Source organism: Mesorhizobium sp. M0207 (genome assembly GCF_040321995.1).
Taxonomy (GTDB): Bacteria; Pseudomonadota; Alphaproteobacteria; order Rhizobiales; family Rhizobiaceae; genus Mesorhizobium.
Genome location: NZ_JAMYSQ010000005.1, coordinates 199,962 through 219,742, shown reverse-complemented (window position 1 = coordinate 219,742; position 19,781 = coordinate 199,962). Strand labels below are relative to the sequence as shown.

17 protein-coding genes are annotated in these 19,781 nt (G+C 62.7%); 15 read left to right on the top strand and 2 right to left on the bottom strand.

Annotated features, from left to right (window positions below; genetic code table 11):
* Positions 1 to 206 precede the first annotated feature (206 nt).
* The 8 genes from NKJ15_RS10970 (at position 207) to NKJ15_RS10935 (ending at position 10,370) form a co-directional block, all read left to right on the top strand.
* On the top strand, positions 207 to 818 hold the full coding sequence (locus NKJ15_RS10970; protein WP_352815253.1) for a thymidine kinase: 612 nt from the start codon (positions 207 to 209) through the stop codon (positions 816 to 818).
* Between the two features lie 127 nt (positions 819 to 945).
* Positions 946 to 1,326, top strand: coding sequence for a c-type cytochrome (locus NKJ15_RS10965; RefSeq protein WP_352815251.1), 381 nt, complete (start codon positions 946 to 948; stop codon positions 1,324 to 1,326).
* 215 nt (positions 1,327 to 1,541) lie between these two features.
* Positions 1,542 to 2,630, top strand: a complete 1,089-nt coding sequence (locus tag NKJ15_RS10960) for a hypothetical protein (RefSeq protein WP_352450536.1) — start codon at positions 1,542 to 1,544, stop codon at positions 2,628 to 2,630.
* Between the two features lie 35 nt (positions 2,631 to 2,665).
* On the top strand, positions 2,666 to 3,811 hold the full coding sequence (locus NKJ15_RS10955; RefSeq protein WP_352469715.1) for a hypothetical protein: 1,146 nt from the start codon (positions 2,666 to 2,668) through the stop codon (positions 3,809 to 3,811).
* A 24-nt stretch (positions 3,812 to 3,835) separates the two neighbouring features.
* On the top strand, positions 3,836 to 5,746 hold the full coding sequence (locus NKJ15_RS10950) for an AAA family ATPase (RefSeq protein WP_352815248.1): 1,911 nt from the start codon (positions 3,836 to 3,838) through the stop codon (positions 5,744 to 5,746).
* 198 nt (positions 5,747 to 5,944) lie between these two features.
* The gene (locus NKJ15_RS10945; RefSeq protein ID WP_352815246.1) at positions 5,945 to 7,243 is read left to right on the top strand and encodes a DUF6638 family protein; all 1,299 of its coding nucleotides are present in this window, start codon (positions 5,945 to 5,947) and stop codon (positions 7,241 to 7,243) included.
* A gap of 15 nt (positions 7,244 to 7,258) precedes the next feature.
* The gene (locus NKJ15_RS10940) at positions 7,259 to 8,383 is read left to right on the top strand and encodes a DUF2333 family protein (RefSeq protein ID WP_023679513.1); all 1,125 of its coding nucleotides are present in this window, start codon (positions 7,259 to 7,261) and stop codon (positions 8,381 to 8,383) included.
* Positions 8,384 to 8,690: 307 nt separating this feature from the next.
* On the top strand, positions 8,691 to 10,370 hold the full coding sequence (locus tag NKJ15_RS10935; protein WP_352815244.1) for a formate--tetrahydrofolate ligase: 1,680 nt from the start codon (positions 8,691 to 8,693) through the stop codon (positions 10,368 to 10,370).
* Between the two features lie 78 nt (positions 10,371 to 10,448).
* Here NKJ15_RS10935 and NKJ15_RS10930 read toward each other — a convergent pair whose 3' ends face one another.
* Positions 10,449 to 11,096, bottom strand: a complete 648-nt coding sequence (locus NKJ15_RS10930) for a cysteine hydrolase family protein (RefSeq protein ID WP_352540986.1) — start codon at positions 11,094 to 11,096, stop codon at positions 10,449 to 10,451.
* Between the two features lie 128 nt (positions 11,097 to 11,224).
* Between NKJ15_RS10930 and NKJ15_RS10925 the strand changes: the two genes are divergently transcribed.
* The 3 genes from NKJ15_RS10925 to NKJ15_RS10915 all read left to right on the top strand — a co-directional run bounded on the left by NKJ15_RS10925 (position 11,225) and on the right by NKJ15_RS10915 (position 13,385).
* Positions 11,225 to 12,214, top strand: coding sequence for a helix-turn-helix domain-containing protein (locus NKJ15_RS10925; protein WP_352815242.1), 990 nt, complete (start codon positions 11,225 to 11,227; stop codon positions 12,212 to 12,214).
* A 185-nt stretch (positions 12,215 to 12,399) separates the two neighbouring features.
* The gene (parS, locus tag NKJ15_RS10920) at positions 12,400 to 12,879 is read left to right on the top strand and encodes a type II RES/Xre toxin-antitoxin system antitoxin (RefSeq protein ID WP_352683966.1); all 480 of its coding nucleotides are present in this window, start codon (positions 12,400 to 12,402) and stop codon (positions 12,877 to 12,879) included.
* Entirely contained in the window at positions 12,876 to 13,385 is a 510-nt protein-coding gene (locus tag NKJ15_RS10915) for an RES family NAD+ phosphorylase (protein ID WP_352683895.1), read from the top strand. The genes parS and NKJ15_RS10915 overlap by 4 nt, the downstream gene beginning before the upstream one ends.
* A 58-nt stretch (positions 13,386 to 13,443) precedes the next feature.
* Here NKJ15_RS10915 and NKJ15_RS10910 read toward each other — a convergent pair whose 3' ends face one another.
* Positions 13,444 to 14,001, bottom strand: a complete 558-nt coding sequence (locus NKJ15_RS10910; RefSeq protein WP_352450544.1) for a sugar O-acetyltransferase — start codon at positions 13,999 to 14,001, stop codon at positions 13,444 to 13,446.
* Between the two features lie 148 nt (positions 14,002 to 14,149).
* Here NKJ15_RS10910 and NKJ15_RS10905 point away from each other — a divergent pair, with 148 nt between their 5' ends.
* From NKJ15_RS10905 to NKJ15_RS10890, 4 genes are all read left to right on the top strand, one after another.
* Complete coding sequence (locus tag NKJ15_RS10905; protein ID WP_352450545.1) at positions 14,150 to 14,611, top strand: DUF4126 domain-containing protein; 462 nt, start codon at positions 14,150 to 14,152, stop codon at positions 14,609 to 14,611.
* A complete protein-coding gene (locus tag NKJ15_RS10900; RefSeq protein ID WP_352815239.1) occupies positions 14,608 to 15,984 on the top strand; it encodes an FAD-containing oxidoreductase in 1,377 nt (458 codons plus the stop codon). Before NKJ15_RS10905 ends, NKJ15_RS10900 begins: the two co-directional genes overlap by 4 nt.
* A gap of 101 nt (positions 15,985 to 16,085) precedes the next feature.
* Positions 16,086 to 17,135, top strand: coding sequence for a M14 family metallopeptidase (locus NKJ15_RS10895; RefSeq protein WP_352815237.1), 1,050 nt, complete (start codon positions 16,086 to 16,088; stop codon positions 17,133 to 17,135).
* Between the two features lie 436 nt (positions 17,136 to 17,571).
* A complete protein-coding gene (locus tag NKJ15_RS10890) occupies positions 17,572 to 19,761 on the top strand; it encodes an anthranilate synthase (RefSeq protein WP_352540981.1) in 2,190 nt (729 codons plus the stop codon).
* Positions 19,762 to 19,781: the final 20 nt, after the last annotated feature.

The window sequence follows — 19,781 nt, the reverse complement described above, 5'->3', positions numbered from 1 at the left end:
CGACGCGACGGTTTTATCTCCGCCTTTGTTCCGTCAGCCAAACATCATTCTGCTGCGGTTTCAAGCACTAAGGCAATCACGAACAACGGCGCAGGCTGGCCGATCAGCGACACGCCCGCCGCTTTCCGGATGGAAGTCGTCTTTTCCCGGTGGAATGTAGGCGCTCCCCCTCCCCGCTTTGTTGCAACTCGGCTTAAAAGGACGGCATGGCCAAGCTGTACTTCCATTATGCGACGATGAATGCCGGCAAGACGACGATGCTGTTGCAGGCCTCGTACAATTACCGCGAGCGCGGCATGACGACGATGCTGTTCATCGCCGGCCACTACCGCAAGGGCGATACCGGGCTGATCTCGGCGCGCATCGGCCTGGAGACGGAAGCCGAGATGTTCCGCGACGGCGACGACCTGTTCGCCCGGGTCGCCGAGCATCACGACCACGCCACGGTCCATTGCGTCTTCATCGATGAGGCGCAGTTCCTCGAAGAGGAGCAAGTCTGGCAACTCGCCCGCATCGCCGACCGGCTGAACATCCCGGTCATGTGCTACGGCCTGCGCACCGATTTCCAGGGCAAGCTGTTTTCCGGATCGCGCACCCTGCTGGCAATCGCCGACGACCTGCGCGAGGTGCGCACCATCTGCCGTTGCGGCCGCAAGGCGACGATGGTGGTGCGCCTCGGCGCCGACGGCAAGGTGGCGAAACAGGGCGAACAGGTGGCGATCGGCAAGGATGTCTATGTCTCGCTCTGCCGCCGCCATTGGGAAGAGGAAATGGGCCGCGCCGTGCCCGACGATTTCATCGGCTTCACCAGAACCTGACCAGCGCTATTGCCTTCATCCGACCTCCCGGCCGACATTCGTTCGCCAATCGCGCCATCGTGCGGCGCTTGTTTAAGGCCTGCTTGCTATTTCAGAACCTCACAGCCAGAGCCGTCGGGGAGTTCCCATGCTTCGAGCCATCTCATCTGCAACTGCTTTCCTCATCGCCGGCGCTCTTGACGCGCATGCCGACGGCGATGCCGCTCTCGGCAAGAAAGTCTTCAACAGATGCATGGCCTGTCATGAGGCCACGAGCGACCACGACAAGGTCGGCCCGCATCTGCTGGGTGTCGTCGGCCGCACCGCCGGCACCGCGGACAGTTATCTCAGCCGCTACTCGCAGGGGATGAAGGCCGCCGGCCTGGTCTGGGACGAAGCAAACCTCGCCGAATACCTGCGCGCGCCGCGGCAGAAGGTCCCCGGCAACAAAATGGCCTTCTCCGGCCTGACCAGCGACGACGACATCGCCAATGTCATCGCCTACCTCAAGGCCGATCCCAAGCCCTGAGCGTCGCTCCCGACCTAAAGTCCAGCCGCGGTTGAAGCGGTGTCTGATTGGACGGCAGTTACACCGTAATCATTGCCTGACTATCCTGCGGTCGGCCTCCTGAAATTCTTTTGTTTTCCTGTAATCCCATGTCTTCCGTCTTTCATTCGCCAAACCCGGCACATATATTCGCGGCGGTTTGCGAAACGAAACCGATGCCGAAGCGGGAGGCCCCAATGGCGACATTGCAGAATTTCGACGCCGAGATTGCCAAGACCAAGCAGGTCGTTGAGGACATGCGCACCAAGATCGAGCAGTCCGGTACTGTGCTCGACACGCTCGCCACCGCCGACAAGAAGATCGGCGACGCCAATTTCGACATCGAGAATGCCCGCATCGAGGACGTGCTGAAGCAGCAGAAGGTGATGGAAGGCAATATCGCCGACCTGATTATCGGCCTCGAGGACGCCACCAACGTCTTCGGCGCCGAATTCGAGAGCATGAAGAACTACACCGGCTGGGAAAATTTCGTCGGTGTCTTCTCCAGCCAGCGCAAGCAGCGCCTGCGCACCGACCGCGTCCGCAACATGTCGCTGGCCGGCAATCTGCAGGAGCTGCTGGCGAAATCCGACACCATCGTCGGCATCCTCAAGGCGCAGAAGCAGGTTCTCGACACGCGCTACAAGACCTCCGAGGCCAGCCTGTCGCAGGTGATCGAGCGCCGCAAGACCACCATGTCCAATCTCGAGACCGTGCAGAAGCGCATCGAAGAACTCAACCCGATGCTGCTCGACATCGAGAACAAGATCGCCGCCTCGACCAGCCAGAAGGAGCGCACCCAGCTGGAAGGCGAACGCTCGAAACTAGCCACGGAATACAACGAGAAGCAGGCCAAGGAGCAGGAATTGCTGGCCGAAAGCCAGACGCTGGAGCGCTACACCTCGATGTTCCAGACCTTCGTCGATTCCCTCAACAACCAAATCGCGGCGCAATCGACTCTGATCAACAAGCTGACCATCGATACCGAGCAGCGCATCGTTCTCTACAAGGCGCTGGAAGATTCGCTGAAGACCGCCGCCCAACAGGATGTCGCCCACAAGATCAACACGCTGGGCAGCCAGGTCGACAACACCGCCGAAGAGACCATGGCCGGCATTGGTGCCGCCTCGCAAAAGCACATCGGCGATCTGCTTGAAATGCACGAGAAAAACATGGTCGCCACCGCCGACATCCAGCGCCGCAAGAAGCTCGCCGACGATGCCTTCGCCCGCCGCTTCGACGATGTGATGAAGAAGCACAATTCGGCAAATTACGTGCAGTCGTAATTGCTGCACGTGCACTGCTCCCAAGGGCTGGCAGCATGACCCCCGAAAACGAAGCTGCGGCGCGTTATTTCTCGGCGATCGCGGCGGCACTTGGCGGCCTCGAAGTGTTCATGCGCGACGATCGCTCGCCGCTCTACCGGCACGGCATCGTCGCCAAGGTCGTCGCCGAATATATTGCGCGGCTCGACAAGTCGTTCTCGTGCTGGCGCAACCGGCTGGGCTTCACCGAGACGTTCCGCATCTCGCGCGCCGAAAGCGGTTTCCCGGTCTTCCAGAACCTGCTCGAACTGGAAAACGACCGGCTCCAGGCCGATGCGCGACTCGCCGTCATCCCTTCGGCCAGCGAACTGCGCGAGGAAATGGCCGACTTCATCCTGCGCCACAAGGAATTTCCCGAAGCGCTGCAGAAGTCGATGGCCGAGCGGCTTTACCTCGAGGACGTCAAGAGCGAGACCACCTTCGGCCCGTTCACGCTGGCCCAGACGGTCAAGGTGTCGGTCAATCCGAAGACGCTGCGGCCCTATTATCTGGTCCACTGGGCGTGCTTCGACGGCAGCGCCAACCTGCCGCTTGTCTATATGGTGACGGTTGAGGATTCCTCGGACGACATGATCCGGCAGCTTGTCGACTCCAGCGGCAAACTTAATGAGAGGGTCGACATTCCGCTGCCGGTCGACGGCTTGCTCAATCCCGAGCTTGCCCACCGTTTCGACGATTTCACCGAGAAGAATTCCGCCTACGCGCTGTCGCCGGCGACCATCGCGGTCAACCTCGACAAGGATTTCGAGCCGCTGCATCCCAAGCAACTGCGTCGCGTCGTGCTCGGCCCGTTCTATTCTGCAGGGATTACCGACAACAATTCGACGGTGAGCGAAGTGCTGGCCAAGGTGCGCAAGCCGGAAAACGCCTGGCTGCTGACCTGGACCATCCAGGAGGTCTTTTCCAAGGCCGAAAAGCCAGGCCGCAAGGGGCTGTTTTCGAGCGAAAAGACGACGCAGGAATTCTTCATCAATACCGACGATCTCGAGGCCGCGCGGCAAGGCGTGTCGAGCTATGAGAACCATGCGCTGATTCCGCACGAGGCCTATCAGGCGCTCTATGCCGCCGGCGAGGCGCAGAAGATCTTTTCGGGCTACAAGGTCCACATCCTGTCCAAAGGGCAGGTCATCAGCGACGTCTGATCGTCAAATCGCGGAGCATCCTCCATGGACACCGGCCTGACCACCATCCCGGAAGCGGCAATTGAAAAGCACCGTGCCACTGCGCAAAGTTTCATCACTCGCATCGTCGTGCTGGAGGACCCATCGCGCGAGTCCGGCACCGCGCTTGCCGGCACCAACCGCCGCTTCGTCTCTACCGTCTCGGTCGGCTCGGTGCGCCGCACGCGCGAGGTCGAGCTCTCCAAAACCGTCGCCGCCGTCCATTCCGACGACCAGTTGCTGACCATCCCGCAGCACACGCTGTTGTTTCGCGCCCGGCGCGGCACAGCGATAGCGCTGGCCATATCGGATGTCTTCGCCGAGGGCTCGGACCTCGAAAGTCTGCAGGCGAAAAACGCCCGCTCGCCGCTCGAAGGCGATGAAGCTGCCACCTTCAAGAAGCTGCTGTCGGCCTCTGCCTACATCTCCGCCTTCAGCCTTGCCTCCTATTTGTTCCAGCTGATCGACAGCGACGGCGAGGCGCCGAACGACACGCCCGAGCCGGACTTTCTGTTCGACACGCCCCAGGATGCGGTGAAGTCGATCGTGGCCGGGCTCGACAGGGCGATAGCAGGTTCGAAGGACGATGCCGACCTGATGACCCGCGCCCGCGCCTTTGCCCGCGTCGCCATCGACGGGCTGCTGGCGCGAAAGGGCCGCTTCGACGGCATCGGTCCGTTCGAGAACGCGCATATCCGCATCGACGTCGACGATTTTACCCTTGACGGCTTCGACGTCGCGCCGGGTAAGCGGGCAAAGCCGCTGGTGATGACCTTCAAAAAACCGGAAGAGGTCGTCGGCAACCACATCGCCAAATACCAGTCAGTCAAGCTTGCCAAGATGCTGATGGCCTACGACTTCGAGCGCGAGCTGAACCCGTTCGTCGAGCTCGGCGGCTTCCTGTTCACCTTTATCGGCGATGGCGCTCCCGGCACCGGCAAGACAACCTTGATCCAGATGATCGCCGGTCTTCTTAATGGTTATTGCCAGGTCGCCGGCTATCCCTTCGCCTACGAGAATTTCGGCGTCGACCAGATCTCCTCCTACCAGGGCAAGTCGGGCCAGTACTGCCGCCAGTTCATCAACAATGTGCTGAACCCGCGCGTCATCGGCTTTGGCACCATCGACGATATCGACCAGGTGGCGGCACGCCGGTCCGACGACCGCGCCTCGGCCGGCCAGCAGGAAATCACCGGCGTCCTGATGGACGCCTTTGGAGGTGCGGCGACCGTGGTGCGCGGCAACTGCTCGTTCGGCATGTTCTCCAACTATCCCGAAAACGTCGACGACGCGCTACGCCAGCGCGCCGGCGCGCGCTGGCTGGTCGATGGCCCGCAGAGCCGCGACGACTACATCGACATCTTCGTTCTGCTCGCCGGCAAGAACCACAAGATCCCGCTCGGCGACCACAAGCTCTATGCGGCGCAAGAGATCCAGCGCGCGGTGATGGAGGCCTATGAGGAACATGAAAAGCCGCAGGAAGACGGGCTGATGAAGGTCTATGAGCGCTACATGAAGGAAAACGGCGCGCCGAAGACGATGGCTGACATCGGCACCTATCTGCACTTGATCAAGGATGCCGAGCCGCGCTTTACCGGCCGCGCCATCAAGAACGTTACCGATGCCATCAAGATGCGCGCCATGGACATCGAATTGCCGGACGAGTGGTTCGAAAAGCCGGAAGCCTTCATGCACAAGGGTTACGACGACAAGAAAGCGATGATCGAGGAGCTGCGCGGGCCATTCTCGATGGACATGGTCATGCAGGAGATCAACCGCTATGCGGATTCCGAATTCCGCTATTCCGACAAGTCCGATGATGCGGCGGTGACCAAGATGATCCGCGACACCCGTCTGCGGGAGCGTGCCGTCCGCGAGATCGAGGGGTTGAAGAAAAAGGGGCTGTGGAATGCGTGAGATGCGCCGACGCCACCTTCTCCCCTTGTGGGAGAAGGTGGCGTCGAAGGCGACGGATGAGGGGTATTCGTCAAGCTGGAACACCCCTCATCCGACCGAGCTTCGCTCGGCCACCTTCTCCCACAAGGGGAGAAGGAGCGTTCGCGCCCCTCATCCGCCCTTCGGGCACCGTCTCCCCGTGAACGCGGAGAAGGAATAATGGCCAAGAAACCCGATCTGTTGCGCGACAACGAGCTGATCTACGGCCGGCTGCTGACGATCGACGAGCCGCACCTGATCCAGCGCTACAACAAGGCGATGGTCGCGTTCGGCTTGAAGCCGACCAAGCTGAAAAGCTTCGAGATCGACCGCACTGGCTTCTCGCCGCAGGTCGCCGAGGAATGCGGCGACTACAGCTACCTCGATCCGAACGAGGTCAACCGCCGCTTCATTATCCTGACGCCGTCGCAGATCGACCTGCCGGTGGTGCACACGGCGTTCTCCAACACCTCGCTGCTGATGTACGAGTTCATGTCCAAGAACCAGCGCGCCATCGATGCGCTGACGATCAAGGACGTCATCTACGGCGAGATCGAGGATTCGGTCCCCAAGGTCGACGACATCGAGGACCTGCTGTCGATCAATCAGGTCGAGTTCAAGGTGTTGTCGGCCGAGGATGTGCTCGGCAAGGCCGCCGAACTCGGCAAGCTGGTCGACCGGCTGAAGCAGGAGCCGGATGCCTGGCGCGACAACGCCATGCTGGCCCACATGGTCGAGCTGGCGAAGATCTGCGGCGACATCCGCGAGAATGCGCTGGTGCCGGACCAGGTGATCTTCCGTCACAATGCCTATTGGACCAGCCATTTCGGCGGGCTCTATGTGTTCGTCGATCCCGACGTGACGACGGTGATCAGCGACCCGGCAGCGCCCGGTTTCCGCCGCTCGCGGCCGTGGCAGGTGAGTTACCTTTCGATCCACGATGCCGACAAGGTGTTCAAGTTCCTCGCCTCGACCGGCCGCATCGAGCTGCCGCGCGCCTCATGGATCGAAACCTCCGGTTATCTCGAGCATCGCGCCGAAATGGTGGTGCGCGCGCTGATCCGCGACGCCGATCCCGACCGCAATCTGACCGACGTCGACAAGGTCTGGCTGCAGACCTGGATCCACGGCCATACCGATCTGATCACCAGGGACGGCAATTTTCCCTTCCTCAACGCCGCCAAGCGCGAGATCGCCCAGCTCGGCCATCTCAAGATCGAGGACGTGTTCCCGCAGCAGCGCTTCCTGGTCATCCGCGCCAAGCCGGACCATCCCGACGCCTGGCTGACCAACCAGCTGATCTCGGACTTCGTGCCGCAGGACTTCGTTTCGCGTTACGTCTTCAACAAGCCGGGCTTCTACAGGGACTATGACGGCTTCAGCGACGCCTGGCGATCGCATGTTGTGGACGTTCTGAAAACCACATATCTCAAGGACAAGGTGGCGTTTCGCACACGCCTCTACGGCTTGACTGACTGAGGGGGTGACATCGCCATGCTTGATCCGATCGTGAATTTCTTCACCCGGATTTTCCAGTGGATTGGCCGCGGCATCGGCCTGCTCATCGGCGCGATCCTGTGGCCGTTCCTGTGGGCGGGGCGCTGGTACACGCAACGCGGCTGGATCCTGAAGGCGGTGCTCGGCCTGGCTGTGCTCGTGCTGATCGGCCTCTATGTCAACTTCTTCTACGCCACCCAGTGGTGGAACAATTTCGACCCGAATTACGTCGACAAATACACGTTCGAAAAACGCAACAGCTCCGCCGGTGAACAGGTTTCCGCCGGCGCCGGCACCGACACGGCCAAGACCTGCGGAAATTCAGCCATTGCCCAGGTCGCTGCCGATCTGACCGACTTCAACGTCAACCAGAATGCCTGGGTGTCGTCGATGATCCTCTACAAGCTCGGCCTGTTCGGCATCGACTGGGACCACACGCCGTTCATGGACAACAAGGCTTCGTTCCAGCGCGGCATCAACCAGGCGGTGCGGCGTACTGCGACCGAGCTTGCCGATAATCTCGGCCGCGTCCGCACCACCTCGCAGATCGACGCCGACCTGCAGGATGCCCGCGGCAATCTGCAGTTCGACGAGGAAACCTGGTATTTCGGCTTGAACCCGTTCGGCCCCAAGACGCCGACGCCGAGCTACTATCGCGACGCGGTGCGCAAGCTGCGTTCCTTCAACGCCCGCCTCGCAGCCTGCCAGGCGACGTTCGATGCCCGCGCCGACAATCTCAAGCAGTATATCGACCGCATTTCGTCCGATATCGGTTCGACCTCGGCGATCCTCAAGGAGCGTGCCGAAAACCACAATAATGGCTGGTTCGACACACGCGCCGACGACCGCTTCTGGTTCGCCTATGGCCAGCTCTATGCCTATTACGGGCTGATGAAGGGCGCACAGGCCGACTTCGAGGACGTCATCAAGGAAAAGCACCTGCAGAACCTGTGGGATACGATGGACGCGCAGTTCGTCTCGGCACTGCGCATCCAGCCCTTCATCATCGCCAATGGCCGCGAGGACGGCTGGCTGTTGCCGACACATCTGACGACGATGGGTTTTTACATACTCAGGGTGCGCTCGAACATGGTCGAGATCAGCAACGTGCTGACGCAGTAGCGGATCGTCCCGCACAGCCGGCGCTGGTGAATTTGCGCCGTTGCTTCTGTCGCTTTTCGCGTATTACGCGGCTGTTTTGAGACGGCGGAACCGCGCCTGCTCTGGCTTCTATACGGCGCGGCAACCGGCGCGAAAAGAACCTGTAGCAGGGCAGCCGGCCGCAGAGGCATTTTCTTCGCAGGAAACATAGTTGCATGAAAGTTGACGCCGCGGCAGCGACAGGGGTAGAACATGCCCGCGCCTGCAATGCCGGGCTATTCTTGCGACCACACTAGTCAAATCCGTCCAATTCAGAGGGAAGTCGTCCATGGCCGAAGTGAAGTCCGACATCGAGATCGCGCGCGGCGCCAGGAAGAAGCAGATCCAGGAGATCGGCCAGAAGATCGGCATTCCGAGCGAACATCTTCTGCCCTACGGCCACGACAAGGCGAAGATCTCGGCCGAGTTCATCAAGTCGGTGAAGGGCAACAAGGATGGCAAGCTGATCCTCGTCACCGCCATCAACCCGACACCGGCCGGCGAAGGCAAGACGACGACGACGGTGGGCTTGGGCGATGGCCTCAACCGCCTCGGCAAGAAGGCCATCGTCTGCATCCGCGAGGCTTCGCTCGGACCGAATTTCGGCGTCAAGGGCGGTGCCGCCGGCGGTGGCTACGCGCAGGTCGTGCCGATGGAGGACATGAACCTCCACTTCACCGGCGATTTCCATGCCATCACCACCGCGCATAATCTGCTGTCGGCGCTGATCGACAACCACATCTATTGGGGCAACGAGCTCGGCATCGATACCCGCCGCGTCGTCTGGCGCCGCGTCATGGACATGAACGACCGGTCGCTGCGCGAGATCATCTGTTCGCTCGGCGGCGTCGCCAACGGTTTCCCGCGCGAGGCCGGTTTTGACATCACAGTCGCCTCGGAAGTCATGGCCATCCTGTGCCTGTCAACCGACCTGAAGGACCTGGAAAGGCGCCTCGGCGACATCATCGTCGCCTATCGCCGCGACAAGTCGGCCGTCTATGCGCGCGACCTCAAGGCCGACGGCGCCATGGCCGTACTCTTGAAGGATGCCATGCAGCCCAATCTCGTGCAGACGCTGGAGAACAACCCGGCCTTCGTGCATGGCGGCCCCTTCGCCAACATCGCGCATGGCTGCAACTCCGTCGTTGCCACGACGACGGCGCTGAAGCTTGCCGACTACGTCGTCACCGAAGCCGGTTTCGGCGCCGATCTCGGTGCCGAAAAGTTCTTCGACATCAAATGCCGCAAGGCCGGCCTGAGGCCCGCCGCGGCGGTCATCGTCGCCACGGTTCGCGCCATGAAGATGAATGGCGGCGTCAAGAAGGAGGACCTCGGCAAGGAGAACGTCGAGGCGGTCAAGAAGGGATGTGCGAATCTCGGCCGCCACATCGAGAACATCCGCCAGTTCGGTGTGCCGGCTGTGGTCGCCATCAACCATTTCTACTCCGACACAGAGGCCGAGATCCAGGCGATGAAGGACTACGTCGCCTCGATGGGCGAAGAGGCGATCCTGTGCAAGCACTGGGCCCAGGGATCGGCCGGTATCGAGGAACTGGCCAAAAGAGTCGTGGCGTTGGCCGAATCCGGCGCGTCGCAATTTGCCCCGCTGTATCCCGACGCCATGCCGCTGTTCGAGAAGATCAACACCATCGTCCAGCGCATCTATCGCGGTTCGGAAGCGATCGCCGACAAATCGGTGCGCGACCAGCTCCACGCCTGGGAGCACGCCGGCTACGGTCATTTGCCGGTCTGCATGGCCAAGACGCAATATTCCTTCTCCACCGATCCGAATCTGCGCGGCGCGCCGACCGGCCACACCGTACCGGTGCGCGAGGTCAGACTGTCTGCCGGCGCCGGCTTCGTCGTCATCATCTGCGGCGAGGTGATGACCATGCCCGGCCTGCCCAAAGCGCCATCCTCGGAAAAGATTTTCCTGAACGAAATGGGCCAGATCGAAGGCCTGTTTTAGGGATAATCAACGCTTGAACGGCAAAGGGCGCCGCAACGCTGCGGCGCCCTTTTTGGCGTCTTCGCGACGATCTCGTCCCTACGCCGCGCTTCGCGCCAGCGCGCGCTGGTTGGAGGCATAGGGTGTGTCGTGCTGGGGTACCACGCCGGTCTTCAGACAATCGATCCACTCGGCGGTTTTGAGAACGGCCGCGAAGCGCGACTGCAATACGATCGTCACGACGCGATGGATTTCCTCCCCCGAAGCGTAACCGGCGCTGTTGGCGTACGGCAACGACCCCGTTGCGTCCGACAGGAACTCGACCTCGAAGCCCATATGCACGGCGTGGATGACCGTCGACAGATCGCAATTGTGAGTCATGTAGCCGATGACCGTGATCGTATCGATAGAGTTGGCGCGCAGCCACTCCTCGAGGTCCGTGCCGGTGAAGGCGCTGGGCAAGTTCTTTTCGATGTAGTGGTCGCGGTCTCGCCTGGCGATTTCCGGGTGCAACTCGGCGCCATGGCTGCCCTTGGCGAAGACCGGTGAGGTTTCCGGCGCCAACTGTTTGATGACCACCACCTTGACACCTGCCTCGGTGGCCGCGTCCATCGCTCGCGCGACATTGACGACGCTGTCGCGGAAGGGCGGATGCTGGATGGCGAGGTTGCCGCCATCATAGTCGTTTTGAACATCGATGACGATGAGGGCGCGGCGCGGAGCTTTGCCTTTGGCTGGTTGCGACATGGGGTTTTCCTTTCCCGTTGGACATTGATGGGTGGACGATAAGCTCGGCACCGGATTGCAAAAAGTGTCCCGATTGACATTATTCGAAAGAATTGGGACAATCGGCCTCACCCGTTGCTGGAGCTCCCATGACCGATCCTGCCGTTGCCGCCATCGCCTTCGATGGCATCAGCCCGTTTCATCTCTCCGTGCCGTGTCTCGTGTTCGGCGCGGATCGCACGGAGCTCGGCCTGCCGCGCTTCGACTTCCGGGTCTGCGCGATTGAGGACGGGCCGATCCGCACCGATGCCGGGCTGACCATCAGCGTCCCGCACGGGCTTTCCGCGCTCAATGACGCCGACATCGTCATCGTGCCAAGCTGGAAGGATCTCGGGAGCTCGCCTCCAGCCGCATTGATCGACGCGTTGCTTGGCGCGCACGAGCGCGGCGCGCTGATCGTCGGACTGTGCTTGGGAACGTTCGCTGTTGCGGCGACCGGACTGCTTTCGGGGCGGCGAGCGGCGACGCACTGGGCCTACGCGGATCAGCTGCAGGAACTCTATCCCGACATTCTCGTCGAACCGGAAGTGCTCTACATCGACAATGGCGATGTCGTGACATCCGCCGGCGTCGCCGCCGGGCTCGACTGCTGCCTGCACGTCGTACGGGCTCGTTACGGCGCCGAGGCGGCACTTCGCCTTGCCCGGCAGATCGTGCTTTCTCCGCATAGGCAGGGCGGGCAGGCGCAATTCATCGAACGTCCCATCGCCAGGACCGGCAATGCGGACCGCTTTACCCAGGCTCTCGAAACGGTGCGCAAAACCCTGGGTGATCCGCACAGTCTGGACAGCGTTGCCGGTCTCGCTGGCCTCACCCGCCGGACGTTCACGCGCCGTTTCCAGAAAACGATCGGCACAAGTTTCGGCGACTGGCTGACCGACCAGCGCGTCCAGCTGGCGCAGCGGCTGCTGGAAGCAACGGAAAAATCGATGGACACGGTTGCCTTCGAGGCCGGCTTCGGCAGCGCTACCTCGCTGCGCCAGCACTTCGCAGCGCGCCTCAGAACCTCGCCGGCGCAGTACCGGCGCGAATTCTCGAGGAGTGCTCAGGAGGAGCGCGTGGCGCACATGCCGAGGTGAAATTCGGCTCGCGCTCGATTCCAGGGCAATCGCTTCAGGCCGACGTTGGACTGCCATCTGGCCCGAGTCGGCTATCTTTTCTCTCGAAGCGATTGCCCTGCTCTCGATCCTGTCGTGCTTGAAAGGCTCTGCGTCATCTGTCATATATTAAAGCGACAGATGACGCGAAGAGGCTCGCCGTGGTGATGGCATTGGAAAAGGCTGCGCCAGCAGCAAAAAACAATGAACTTCAGAAGGTGGCGAAATTGCTAGGCGGCAGCCGCATTCTGGCAAGGCGCCTCAGCAGCGCTTTGGATGCCCACGAGTTGCTTCTGCACGGCCTGCCGGCTTCAGCGCTGGACCATCTTATCGGGCAACTCGTCTTCATCCAGAAGACCGATTCGCTGGAGAAGGCCGTCGGCATGAGCCTGCGCACCTACCAGCGCCGCAAGGATGCTCCGTCCAAGCCGCTCAGTCGGGACCAGAGCGGACGAACCTGGAAGTTCGCGGAGATCCTGTCGAAAGCGACCGACGTGTTCGGTTCGCAGGCGGAGGCAGAGCAATGGCTGGAGCGGTCGGCGATTGGGCTCGACCAGCGTCGTCCAATCGACCTTCTGGCGACGCCGGCGGGGATCGAGCTTGTAGAAGACTATCTGGAACGGCTTGAATATGGCGTTTATGCATGACGCCGCTGCCGGCGGCGCTTGGTGGCTCCGACCTCATCGGATGGCGCCTCGATCAAGTCGCGTTTGCGTCTACATGGGATAGTGGCGAGGGCGCATACAGGGTGGGCGGACGCTGGAACAGCAAGGGCGTGCGCGCCGTCTACTGCTCGATCGATCCGTCGACTGCGATCCTCGAGGTTGCGGTTCATAAGGGCTTCAGGGCGCTCGACACGATAGCGCATGTCATGACGGCAGCGATCGTCAGCGATGTCGCGGATGTGCATATCGTCGACCCCGCCGCCGTGCCCAACCCCAACTGGTTGCGCCCGGGCATTCCGAGCTCCGGGCAACAGGCGTTTGGCGACGATCTTCTGCAACTGCACCGGTTCGTGGTGATTCCGAGCGCCGTATCGCAGCGTAGCTGGAACCTGATCTTCGACGCGAGCCTCGCCAGAGGGGCATACGCCATGAAGACCCAGGAGGCGTTTGCGCTCGACACACGGTTGCATCCACCTCCGGCCAAGTGACATAGCCGCCCCCATGTCCATCAGAACGAGGACGTGACCGGCAACAGAAGCACGGTGCTCAGTTGTTGCTGATTACCCGTGCCGGATTGCCGACCACCGTGGTGTTCGCCGCGACGTCGCGCGTCACCACAGCACCGGCGCCGACGATGGCGCCATCGCCGATCCTGACTCCGCCGAGGATGACGGCACTGCCGCCGATCCAGGCATTGTCGCCGATCTCGACCGGCTTGGCGATCTCCAGCCCTGCCCGTCGCCCGGCAGCCTCCTTGTGGTGCTCGGCGCAATAGATCTGCACATTCGGGCCGAGCAGCGTTCCCTTACCGATGCGCACTGGCGCCGTGTCGAGAATGATGCAGCCGGCATTGAGAAAAACGCGGTCGCCGAGAAAGATGTTGAAGCCATAAGCGCAGTGGAACTGCGCCTCGATCCGGGCGCCCTCGCCCGCAGCGCCGAGCAGCGTCCGCAATCCAGGCCCGATGTCGCGACGCTGCCGGGGCGGCAGGCTGTTGTGCTCGAACACCGCGTCTCGCGCCGTGATGCGCAACGCCTCCAGTTCCGGATCGAGGCAGCAATACCACTCGCCCGCCGCCATTTTCATGCGTTCGCTTTCGGCCATGGCCGCAACTCCAGTCTCAATCTTTGCCAAAGCACAAGTGCTGCAAATGCGGAAGCGCCGGCGGCGACACCACCTCTGGTCAAATACCGGACCTATGGTAGCTTGCTCTCTCGGACCTGTCCCAAGCCGGCCATCGAGGGGATCAATCATGCTGTACATTTTTGCACTCCTGATTGGCATCGTTGCCGGGCTTCGCGCGATGACCGCGCCCGCCGCCGTCGCCTGGGGCGCCTGGCTTGGCTGGTTGCCGGTCGCGGACACCTGGGCCAGCTTCATGGGCCACTGGATCGCCGTCGGCATCTTCACCATCCTGGCCATCGCCGAACTGGTCACCGACCAGCTGCCCTCGGCGCCGAGCCGCAAGGTGCCGCAGCAATTCGGCACGCGTATCGTCTTGGGCGCTTTCACCGGCGCGGTGATCGGCGCCACCGGCGGCGCCACCATCGGCGGCCTGATCGCCGGCGCCATCGGCGCGGTGATCGGCACGCTGGGCGGCGCCGAGGCGCGTAAACGCCTGGCCGCCGCCTTCGGCAAGGACCCGCCGGCCGCCTTCATCGAGGACGCGGTGGCGATCGTCGGCGGGCTTCTGATCGCGGCGGCGGCGGCATGACGGCAAAGACATTCGACGCCATCATCGTCGGTGCCGGGCAGGCCGGCCCACCGCTCGCCGGCCGGCTGAATGCGGCCGGCATGAGCGTGGCGCTGATCGAGCGAAAGCTGGTCGGCGGCACTTGCGTCAACACCGGCTGCACGCCGACCAAAACGATGGTGGCAAGCGCCTATGCCGCGCATCTCGCCCGCTCGGCCGCGGATTACGGGGTGACGCTGTCCGGTCCCGTCGGCGTAAACTACAAGGCGATCAAGGCGCGCAAGGACAAGGTCTCCAACGGCGCCCGCGGCAATCTCGAAGACTGGATTGCCGGCATGGACAAATGCACGCTCTATCGCGGCCATGCGCGCTTCGTAAGCGCCAACACGGTGCGCGTCGGCGACGATCTGCTGAGCGCCGAAAAGATATTCCTCAACACCGGCGGGCGCGCCTCGGTGCCCGACCTGCCCGGCATCGACGGCATCTCTTACCTGACCAATTCCTCGATGATGGATCTCGACGTGCTGCCGCGCCATCTCATCGTCGTCGGCGGCAGCTATGTCTCGCTCGAATTCGCGCAGATGTTCCGCCGCTTCGGTTCCGAAGTCACGGTCATCGAAAAAAGCCCGCGTCTGATCGGTCGCGAGGACGAGGATGTCTCGGACGCCATTTTGTCGATCCTCGAAAACGAAGCCATTGCCGTCCATCTCGGCGCCGACGACATCCGCTTCGCCAGGCGAGGCAATGAAATCGCCGTGACCTTCTCGCCAGGCAAGGCGGCTGCGGTCGGCTCGCATGTGCTGCTGGCGCTCGGCCGCACGCCAAACACCGACGATCTCGGCCTCGACAAAGCCGGCGTCGAGGTCGACAAACGCGGCTTCATCGTCGTCGACGACCAGTTGCGCACCAGCGTGCCCGGCATCTGGGCGATGGGCGACTGCAACGGCAAGGGCGCCTTCACCCACACCTCGTACAACGATTACGAGATCGTCGCCGCCAACCTGCTCGACAACGATCCGCGCAAGGTCAGCGACCGCATCGAGGCCTATGCGCTCTATATCGACCCACCACTCGGCCGCTGCGGCATGACCGAAGCCGCGGTAAGGAAATCCGGCCGCCGCGCCCTGGTCGGCCAGCGGCCAATGACCCGCGTCAGCCGTGCAGTCGAAAAAGGCGAGACGCAAGGCTTCATGAAGATCCTGGTCGATGCCGACACCAGGGAGATCCTCGGCTGTTCGGTGCTCGGCCCGGGCGGCGACGAGGCGGTGCACTGCGTACTCGACCTGATGTATGCCAAGGCGCCGGTCAGCACGCTGGCGCGCGCCGTGCACATCCACCCGAACGTCTCGGAGCTTCTGCCGACCATCGCCCAGGAACTCAAGCCGCTGGTGTGACGGCCGGGTAGAATCTTGCGCCCATAGCGGCAGCGACTGGACCAATCGACAGCCCAGCGGCAAAAGGGCATGTGTTCCGCCTCTTCTTCCGGAGGCATCCCATGCAGAAGTCCATCGAACGCGTCGCCGGCGACAGCGAAGGCGCTTCCTACGAATTCCCCATCTTCCGCTTCGCCGGAACGGACAAGACGGCGCCTTCCGCCTATCTGCAGGCGGCACTTCATGCCGGCGAATTGCCGGGCGTCGTCGCCATCGACGCGCTGATGCCGATGCTCAGCAAGGCGGAAGCCGAAGGCCGCATCACCGGCAACATGACCATCGTGCCCTGGGCCAATCCGATCGGCCGCGCGCAATATCTCTACGGCGACCATCAGGGCCGCTTTCATCTGGGCACGCGCACCAATTTCAACCGTGGCTTTCCGCGGCTCGCCGCGCCCGACCTCACGCTGCTGCCGGCGCACGGCACGGTCGACCAGCGGCTGAAGACGCGGCTGCTGCAGCTCTCCATTGGCCACGACATCGTGCTCGACCTGCATTGCGACGATGAAGGCCTCGCCTATCTCTACGTCCACACCAGCCTGTGGCCGGCCATGGCGGATTGTGCAGCGGCCATGGGCGTCGATGCGGTGATGCTGTGGGACGAAGACCCCGACGGCACCTTCGAAGGCGCTTCGATCATGCCGTACCAGAATGTCCCGGCCGACGTGGCGCGCCTCCACCGGCGCGTCGCCACCACCGTCGAATATCGCGGCATACTCGATGTCGACGGCGCCCTCGCCGGCGCCGATGCCGAAGGGCTCTATCGGCTGCTGGTGGCGCGCGGCGTAATCCAGGACCAGGCGCTGCGCGCGCCTGGCAGCTTCGTTGGGCTCGTCGCGCCGCTCGAAAACATCGAGATGATGCCGGCGCCCCGCTCGGGCGCGATCCTCTACGACGTGAAGCCGGGCGACCGCGTCACCAAGGGTGCGCGCCTTGCCACCATCGTCCACGCGCCCGGCGATCCCGACGGCCGCACGGAAGTGTTGGCGCCGCAGGCGGGCCTCATCCTGACGCGGCGTTCCCGCCGCATCATCCGCGCCGGCGAAGACCTCTTGAAGCTGGTCGGCGACGGGACGAGCGCCGATGCAAGGTCGGGAACGCTGGAGGACTGACGCACCCCGCCAGGCTACCCCGAAATCGCCTGTCGCGCCTTGGCCTCCAGCCATTCGGCCATCTGCCGGTACGGCACCGGACCATGGCTCACGCGGGCGACGCCGAGTTCGGCAAGCCTCTGGAGCGGCGGCACATGCACCAGGGCAACGCAGAGTCTAGGCAGGACTGCCGGCCTTGGCCATGTGCTGGGTTGCGAAAGCGGCAGCCACCCCACAGACTTTCAAACCTGTTGCGCATACCGCTTTTCGCGGCTATGGATTTCGCCATGAACATGCGCTCGATCAAGACCATTTGGTGGTGGGCTCGCTGACAGCGGCCTGTTCGAACGCGTTCGCGTGACAATAGAGGGTGGCCGCAGCGGAATGTCCGGGCGGCCATTTGTTTTTTCAAGCCATTCCCGGGTCCGTTGCCCCAAAGACGCTGATGGAGACGGCAATGACGACGAAAATTCTGGAGAATGGCGCCGAGCGCTTCGTCACGGCGGGTGGCGTGGCGATTACCCGCCAGCGCCATGACCGGCCTTACGAGGGGGCGATCGACGGCTATGTCGATGGCCTGAATTCGCGCCGCGGCGCCGTGTTTTCCTCGAATTACGAATATCCCGGCCGCTATACGCGCTGGGACACCGCCATCATCGATCCGCCGCTGGTGATCTCGGCACACGGCCGCGCCATGCGCATCGAGGCCTTGAACAGCCGTGGCCAGGTGCTTTTGCCGGTGATCGGCAAGGCGCTTGCCGGTCTTGACGACGTAACGATCGCGGAGACAACGCAGAAACTCATCCGCCTCGAGGTCGCCAAGCCCGGCCGTGTCTTCACCGAGGAGGAACGCAGCCGCGTACCCTCCGTCTTCACCGTGCTGCGCGCCATCACGGCTTTGTTCAAGACCGAGGAAGACGCCAATCTCGGCCTCTATGGCGCCTTCGGCTATGACCTCGCCTTCCAGTTCGATCCGGTCGACTACAAGCTCGAGCGCAAGCCAAGCCAGCGCGATCTCGTGCTGTTCCTGCCCGACGAGATCCTCGTCGTCGACCACTATTCGACCAAGGCCTGGACCGACCGCTACGACTATTCCGGCGATGGCTTCTCGACCGAAGGCCTGCCGCGCGACGAAATCGTCGAGCCGTTCAGGACCGCTGACCGCATCCCGCCGCGCGGCGACCACGAGCCCGGCGAATATGCCAAGCTGGTACGCAAGGCGATGAAGAGCTTCGAGCGCGGCGACCTGTTCGAAGTGGTGCCGGGGCAGATGTTCTACGAACGCTGCGAAACCCAGCCCTCCGAGATTTCCCGCAAGCTGAAGAGCATCAACCCTTCGCCCTATTCCTTCTTCATCAATCTCGGCGAGGGCGAATATCTGATCGGCGCCTCGCCGGAAATGTTCGTGCGCGTCAACGGCCGCCGCGTCGAGACCTGCCCGATCTCCGGTACCATCAAGCGCGGCGACGACGCCATCTCCGACAGCGAGCAGATCCTGAAGCTGCTCAATTCGAAGAAGGACGAATCCGAACTCACCATGTGCTCGGACGTCGACCGCAACGACAAGTCGAGGGTCTGCGAGCCGGGCTCGGTGCGCGTCATCGGCCGCCGCCAGATCGAAATGTACTCCCGCCTGATCCACACCGTCGACCACATCGAGGGGCGGCTGCGCGAAGGCATGGACGCCTTCGACGCCTTTCTGTCGCATGCCTGGGCGGTCACCGTCACCGGCGCGCCGAAATTATGGGCCATGCGCTTCATCGAGCAGAACGAGAAGAGCCCGCGCGCCTGGTATGGCGGGGCGATCGGCATGGTCAATTTCAACGGTGACATGAACACCGGCCTGACGCTTCGCACCATTCGCATCAAGGACGGCATCGCCGAGGTGCGCGCCGGCGCCACGCTGCTCTTCGACAGCATTCCCGAGGAAGAAGAAGCCGAAACCGAACTGAAGGCATCCGCCATGCTCTCCGCCATCCGCGACGCCAAATCAGGCAATGCCGCCAGCACCGAACGCAGCACCGCGCGTGTCGGCGACGGCGTCAACATCCTGCTGGTCGACCACGAGGACTCCTTCGTCCATACGCTCGCCAACTATTTCCGCCAGACCGGCGCCAACGTCTCGACGGTGCGCACGCCGGTGCCGGACGAGATCTTCGACCGGCTGAAGCCAAACCTGGTCGTGCTGTCGCCCGGCCCCGGCACACCGAAGGACTTCGACTGCGCCGCCACCATCAAGCGGGCCCGTGCGCGCGACCTGCCGATCTTCGGCGTCTGCCTCGGGCTGCAGGCGCTGGCCGAGGCTTATGGCGGCGAGCTGCGCCAATTGCACATCCCGATGCACGGCAAGCCGTCGCGCATCCGGGTGTCGAAGCCGGGCATCATCTTCTCCGGCCTGCCCAAGGAGGTGACGGTCGGCCGCTATCATTCGATCTTTGCAGATCCGGTGCGGCTGCCCGATGGTTTTGTCGTCACCGCCGAGACCGAGGACGGCATCATCATGGCCTTCGAGCACCGCAAGGAGCCGATCGCCGCAGTGCAGTTCCACCCGGAGTCGATCATGACGCTCGGCCACAATGCCGGCATGCGCATCATCGAGAACATCGTCGCGCACCTGCCGCGCAAGGCCAAGGAAAAGGCCGCTTAATTCGAGGGCTCTGTGTTGGG

What these genes read in the sequence shown, in the direction of transcription:
- NKJ15_RS10940 (WP_023679513.1), top strand. Translation starts at nt 7,259, where the DNA reads ATGCTTGATCCGATCGTGAATTTCTTCACCCGGATTTTCCAGTGGATT.
- parS (WP_352683966.1), top strand. Translation starts at nt 12,400, where the DNA reads ATGGCATTGGAAAAGGCTGCGCCAGCAGCAAAAAACAATGAACTTCAG.
- NKJ15_RS10945 (WP_352815246.1), top strand. Translation starts at nt 5,945, where the DNA reads ATGGCCAAGAAACCCGATCTGTTGCGCGACAACGAGCTGATCTACGGC.
- NKJ15_RS10905 (WP_352450545.1), top strand. Translation starts at nt 14,150, where the DNA reads ATGCTGTACATTTTTGCACTCCTGATTGGCATCGTTGCCGGGCTTCGC.
- NKJ15_RS10895 (WP_352815237.1), top strand. Translation starts at nt 16,086, where the DNA reads ATGCAGAAGTCCATCGAACGCGTCGCCGGCGACAGCGAAGGCGCTTCC.
- NKJ15_RS10935 (WP_352815244.1), top strand. Translation starts at nt 8,691, where the DNA reads ATGGCCGAAGTGAAGTCCGACATCGAGATCGCGCGCGGCGCCAGGAAG.
- NKJ15_RS10900 (WP_352815239.1), top strand. Translation starts at nt 14,608, where the DNA reads ATGACGGCAAAGACATTCGACGCCATCATCGTCGGTGCCGGGCAGGCC.
- NKJ15_RS10915 (WP_352683895.1), top strand. Translation starts at nt 12,876, where the DNA reads ATGACGCCGCTGCCGGCGGCGCTTGGTGGCTCCGACCTCATCGGATGG.
- NKJ15_RS10965 (WP_352815251.1), top strand. Translation starts at nt 946, where the DNA reads ATGCTTCGAGCCATCTCATCTGCAACTGCTTTCCTCATCGCCGGCGCT.
- NKJ15_RS10890 (WP_352540981.1), top strand. Translation starts at nt 17,572, where the DNA reads ATGACGACGAAAATTCTGGAGAATGGCGCCGAGCGCTTCGTCACGGCG.
- NKJ15_RS10960 (WP_352450536.1), top strand. Translation starts at nt 1,542, where the DNA reads ATGGCGACATTGCAGAATTTCGACGCCGAGATTGCCAAGACCAAGCAG.
- NKJ15_RS10950 (WP_352815248.1), top strand. Translation starts at nt 3,836, where the DNA reads ATGGACACCGGCCTGACCACCATCCCGGAAGCGGCAATTGAAAAGCAC.
- NKJ15_RS10955 (WP_352469715.1), top strand. Translation starts at nt 2,666, where the DNA reads ATGACCCCCGAAAACGAAGCTGCGGCGCGTTATTTCTCGGCGATCGCG.
- NKJ15_RS10910 (WP_352450544.1), bottom strand. Translation starts at nt 14,001, where the DNA reads ATGGCCGAAAGCGAACGCATGAAAATGGCGGCGGGCGAGTGGTATTGC.
- NKJ15_RS10970 (WP_352815253.1), top strand. Translation starts at nt 207, where the DNA reads ATGGCCAAGCTGTACTTCCATTATGCGACGATGAATGCCGGCAAGACG.
- NKJ15_RS10925 (WP_352815242.1), top strand. Translation starts at nt 11,225, where the DNA reads ATGACCGATCCTGCCGTTGCCGCCATCGCCTTCGATGGCATCAGCCCG.
- NKJ15_RS10930 (WP_352540986.1), bottom strand. Translation starts at nt 11,096, where the DNA reads ATGTCGCAACCAGCCAAAGGCAAAGCTCCGCGCCGCGCCCTCATCGTC.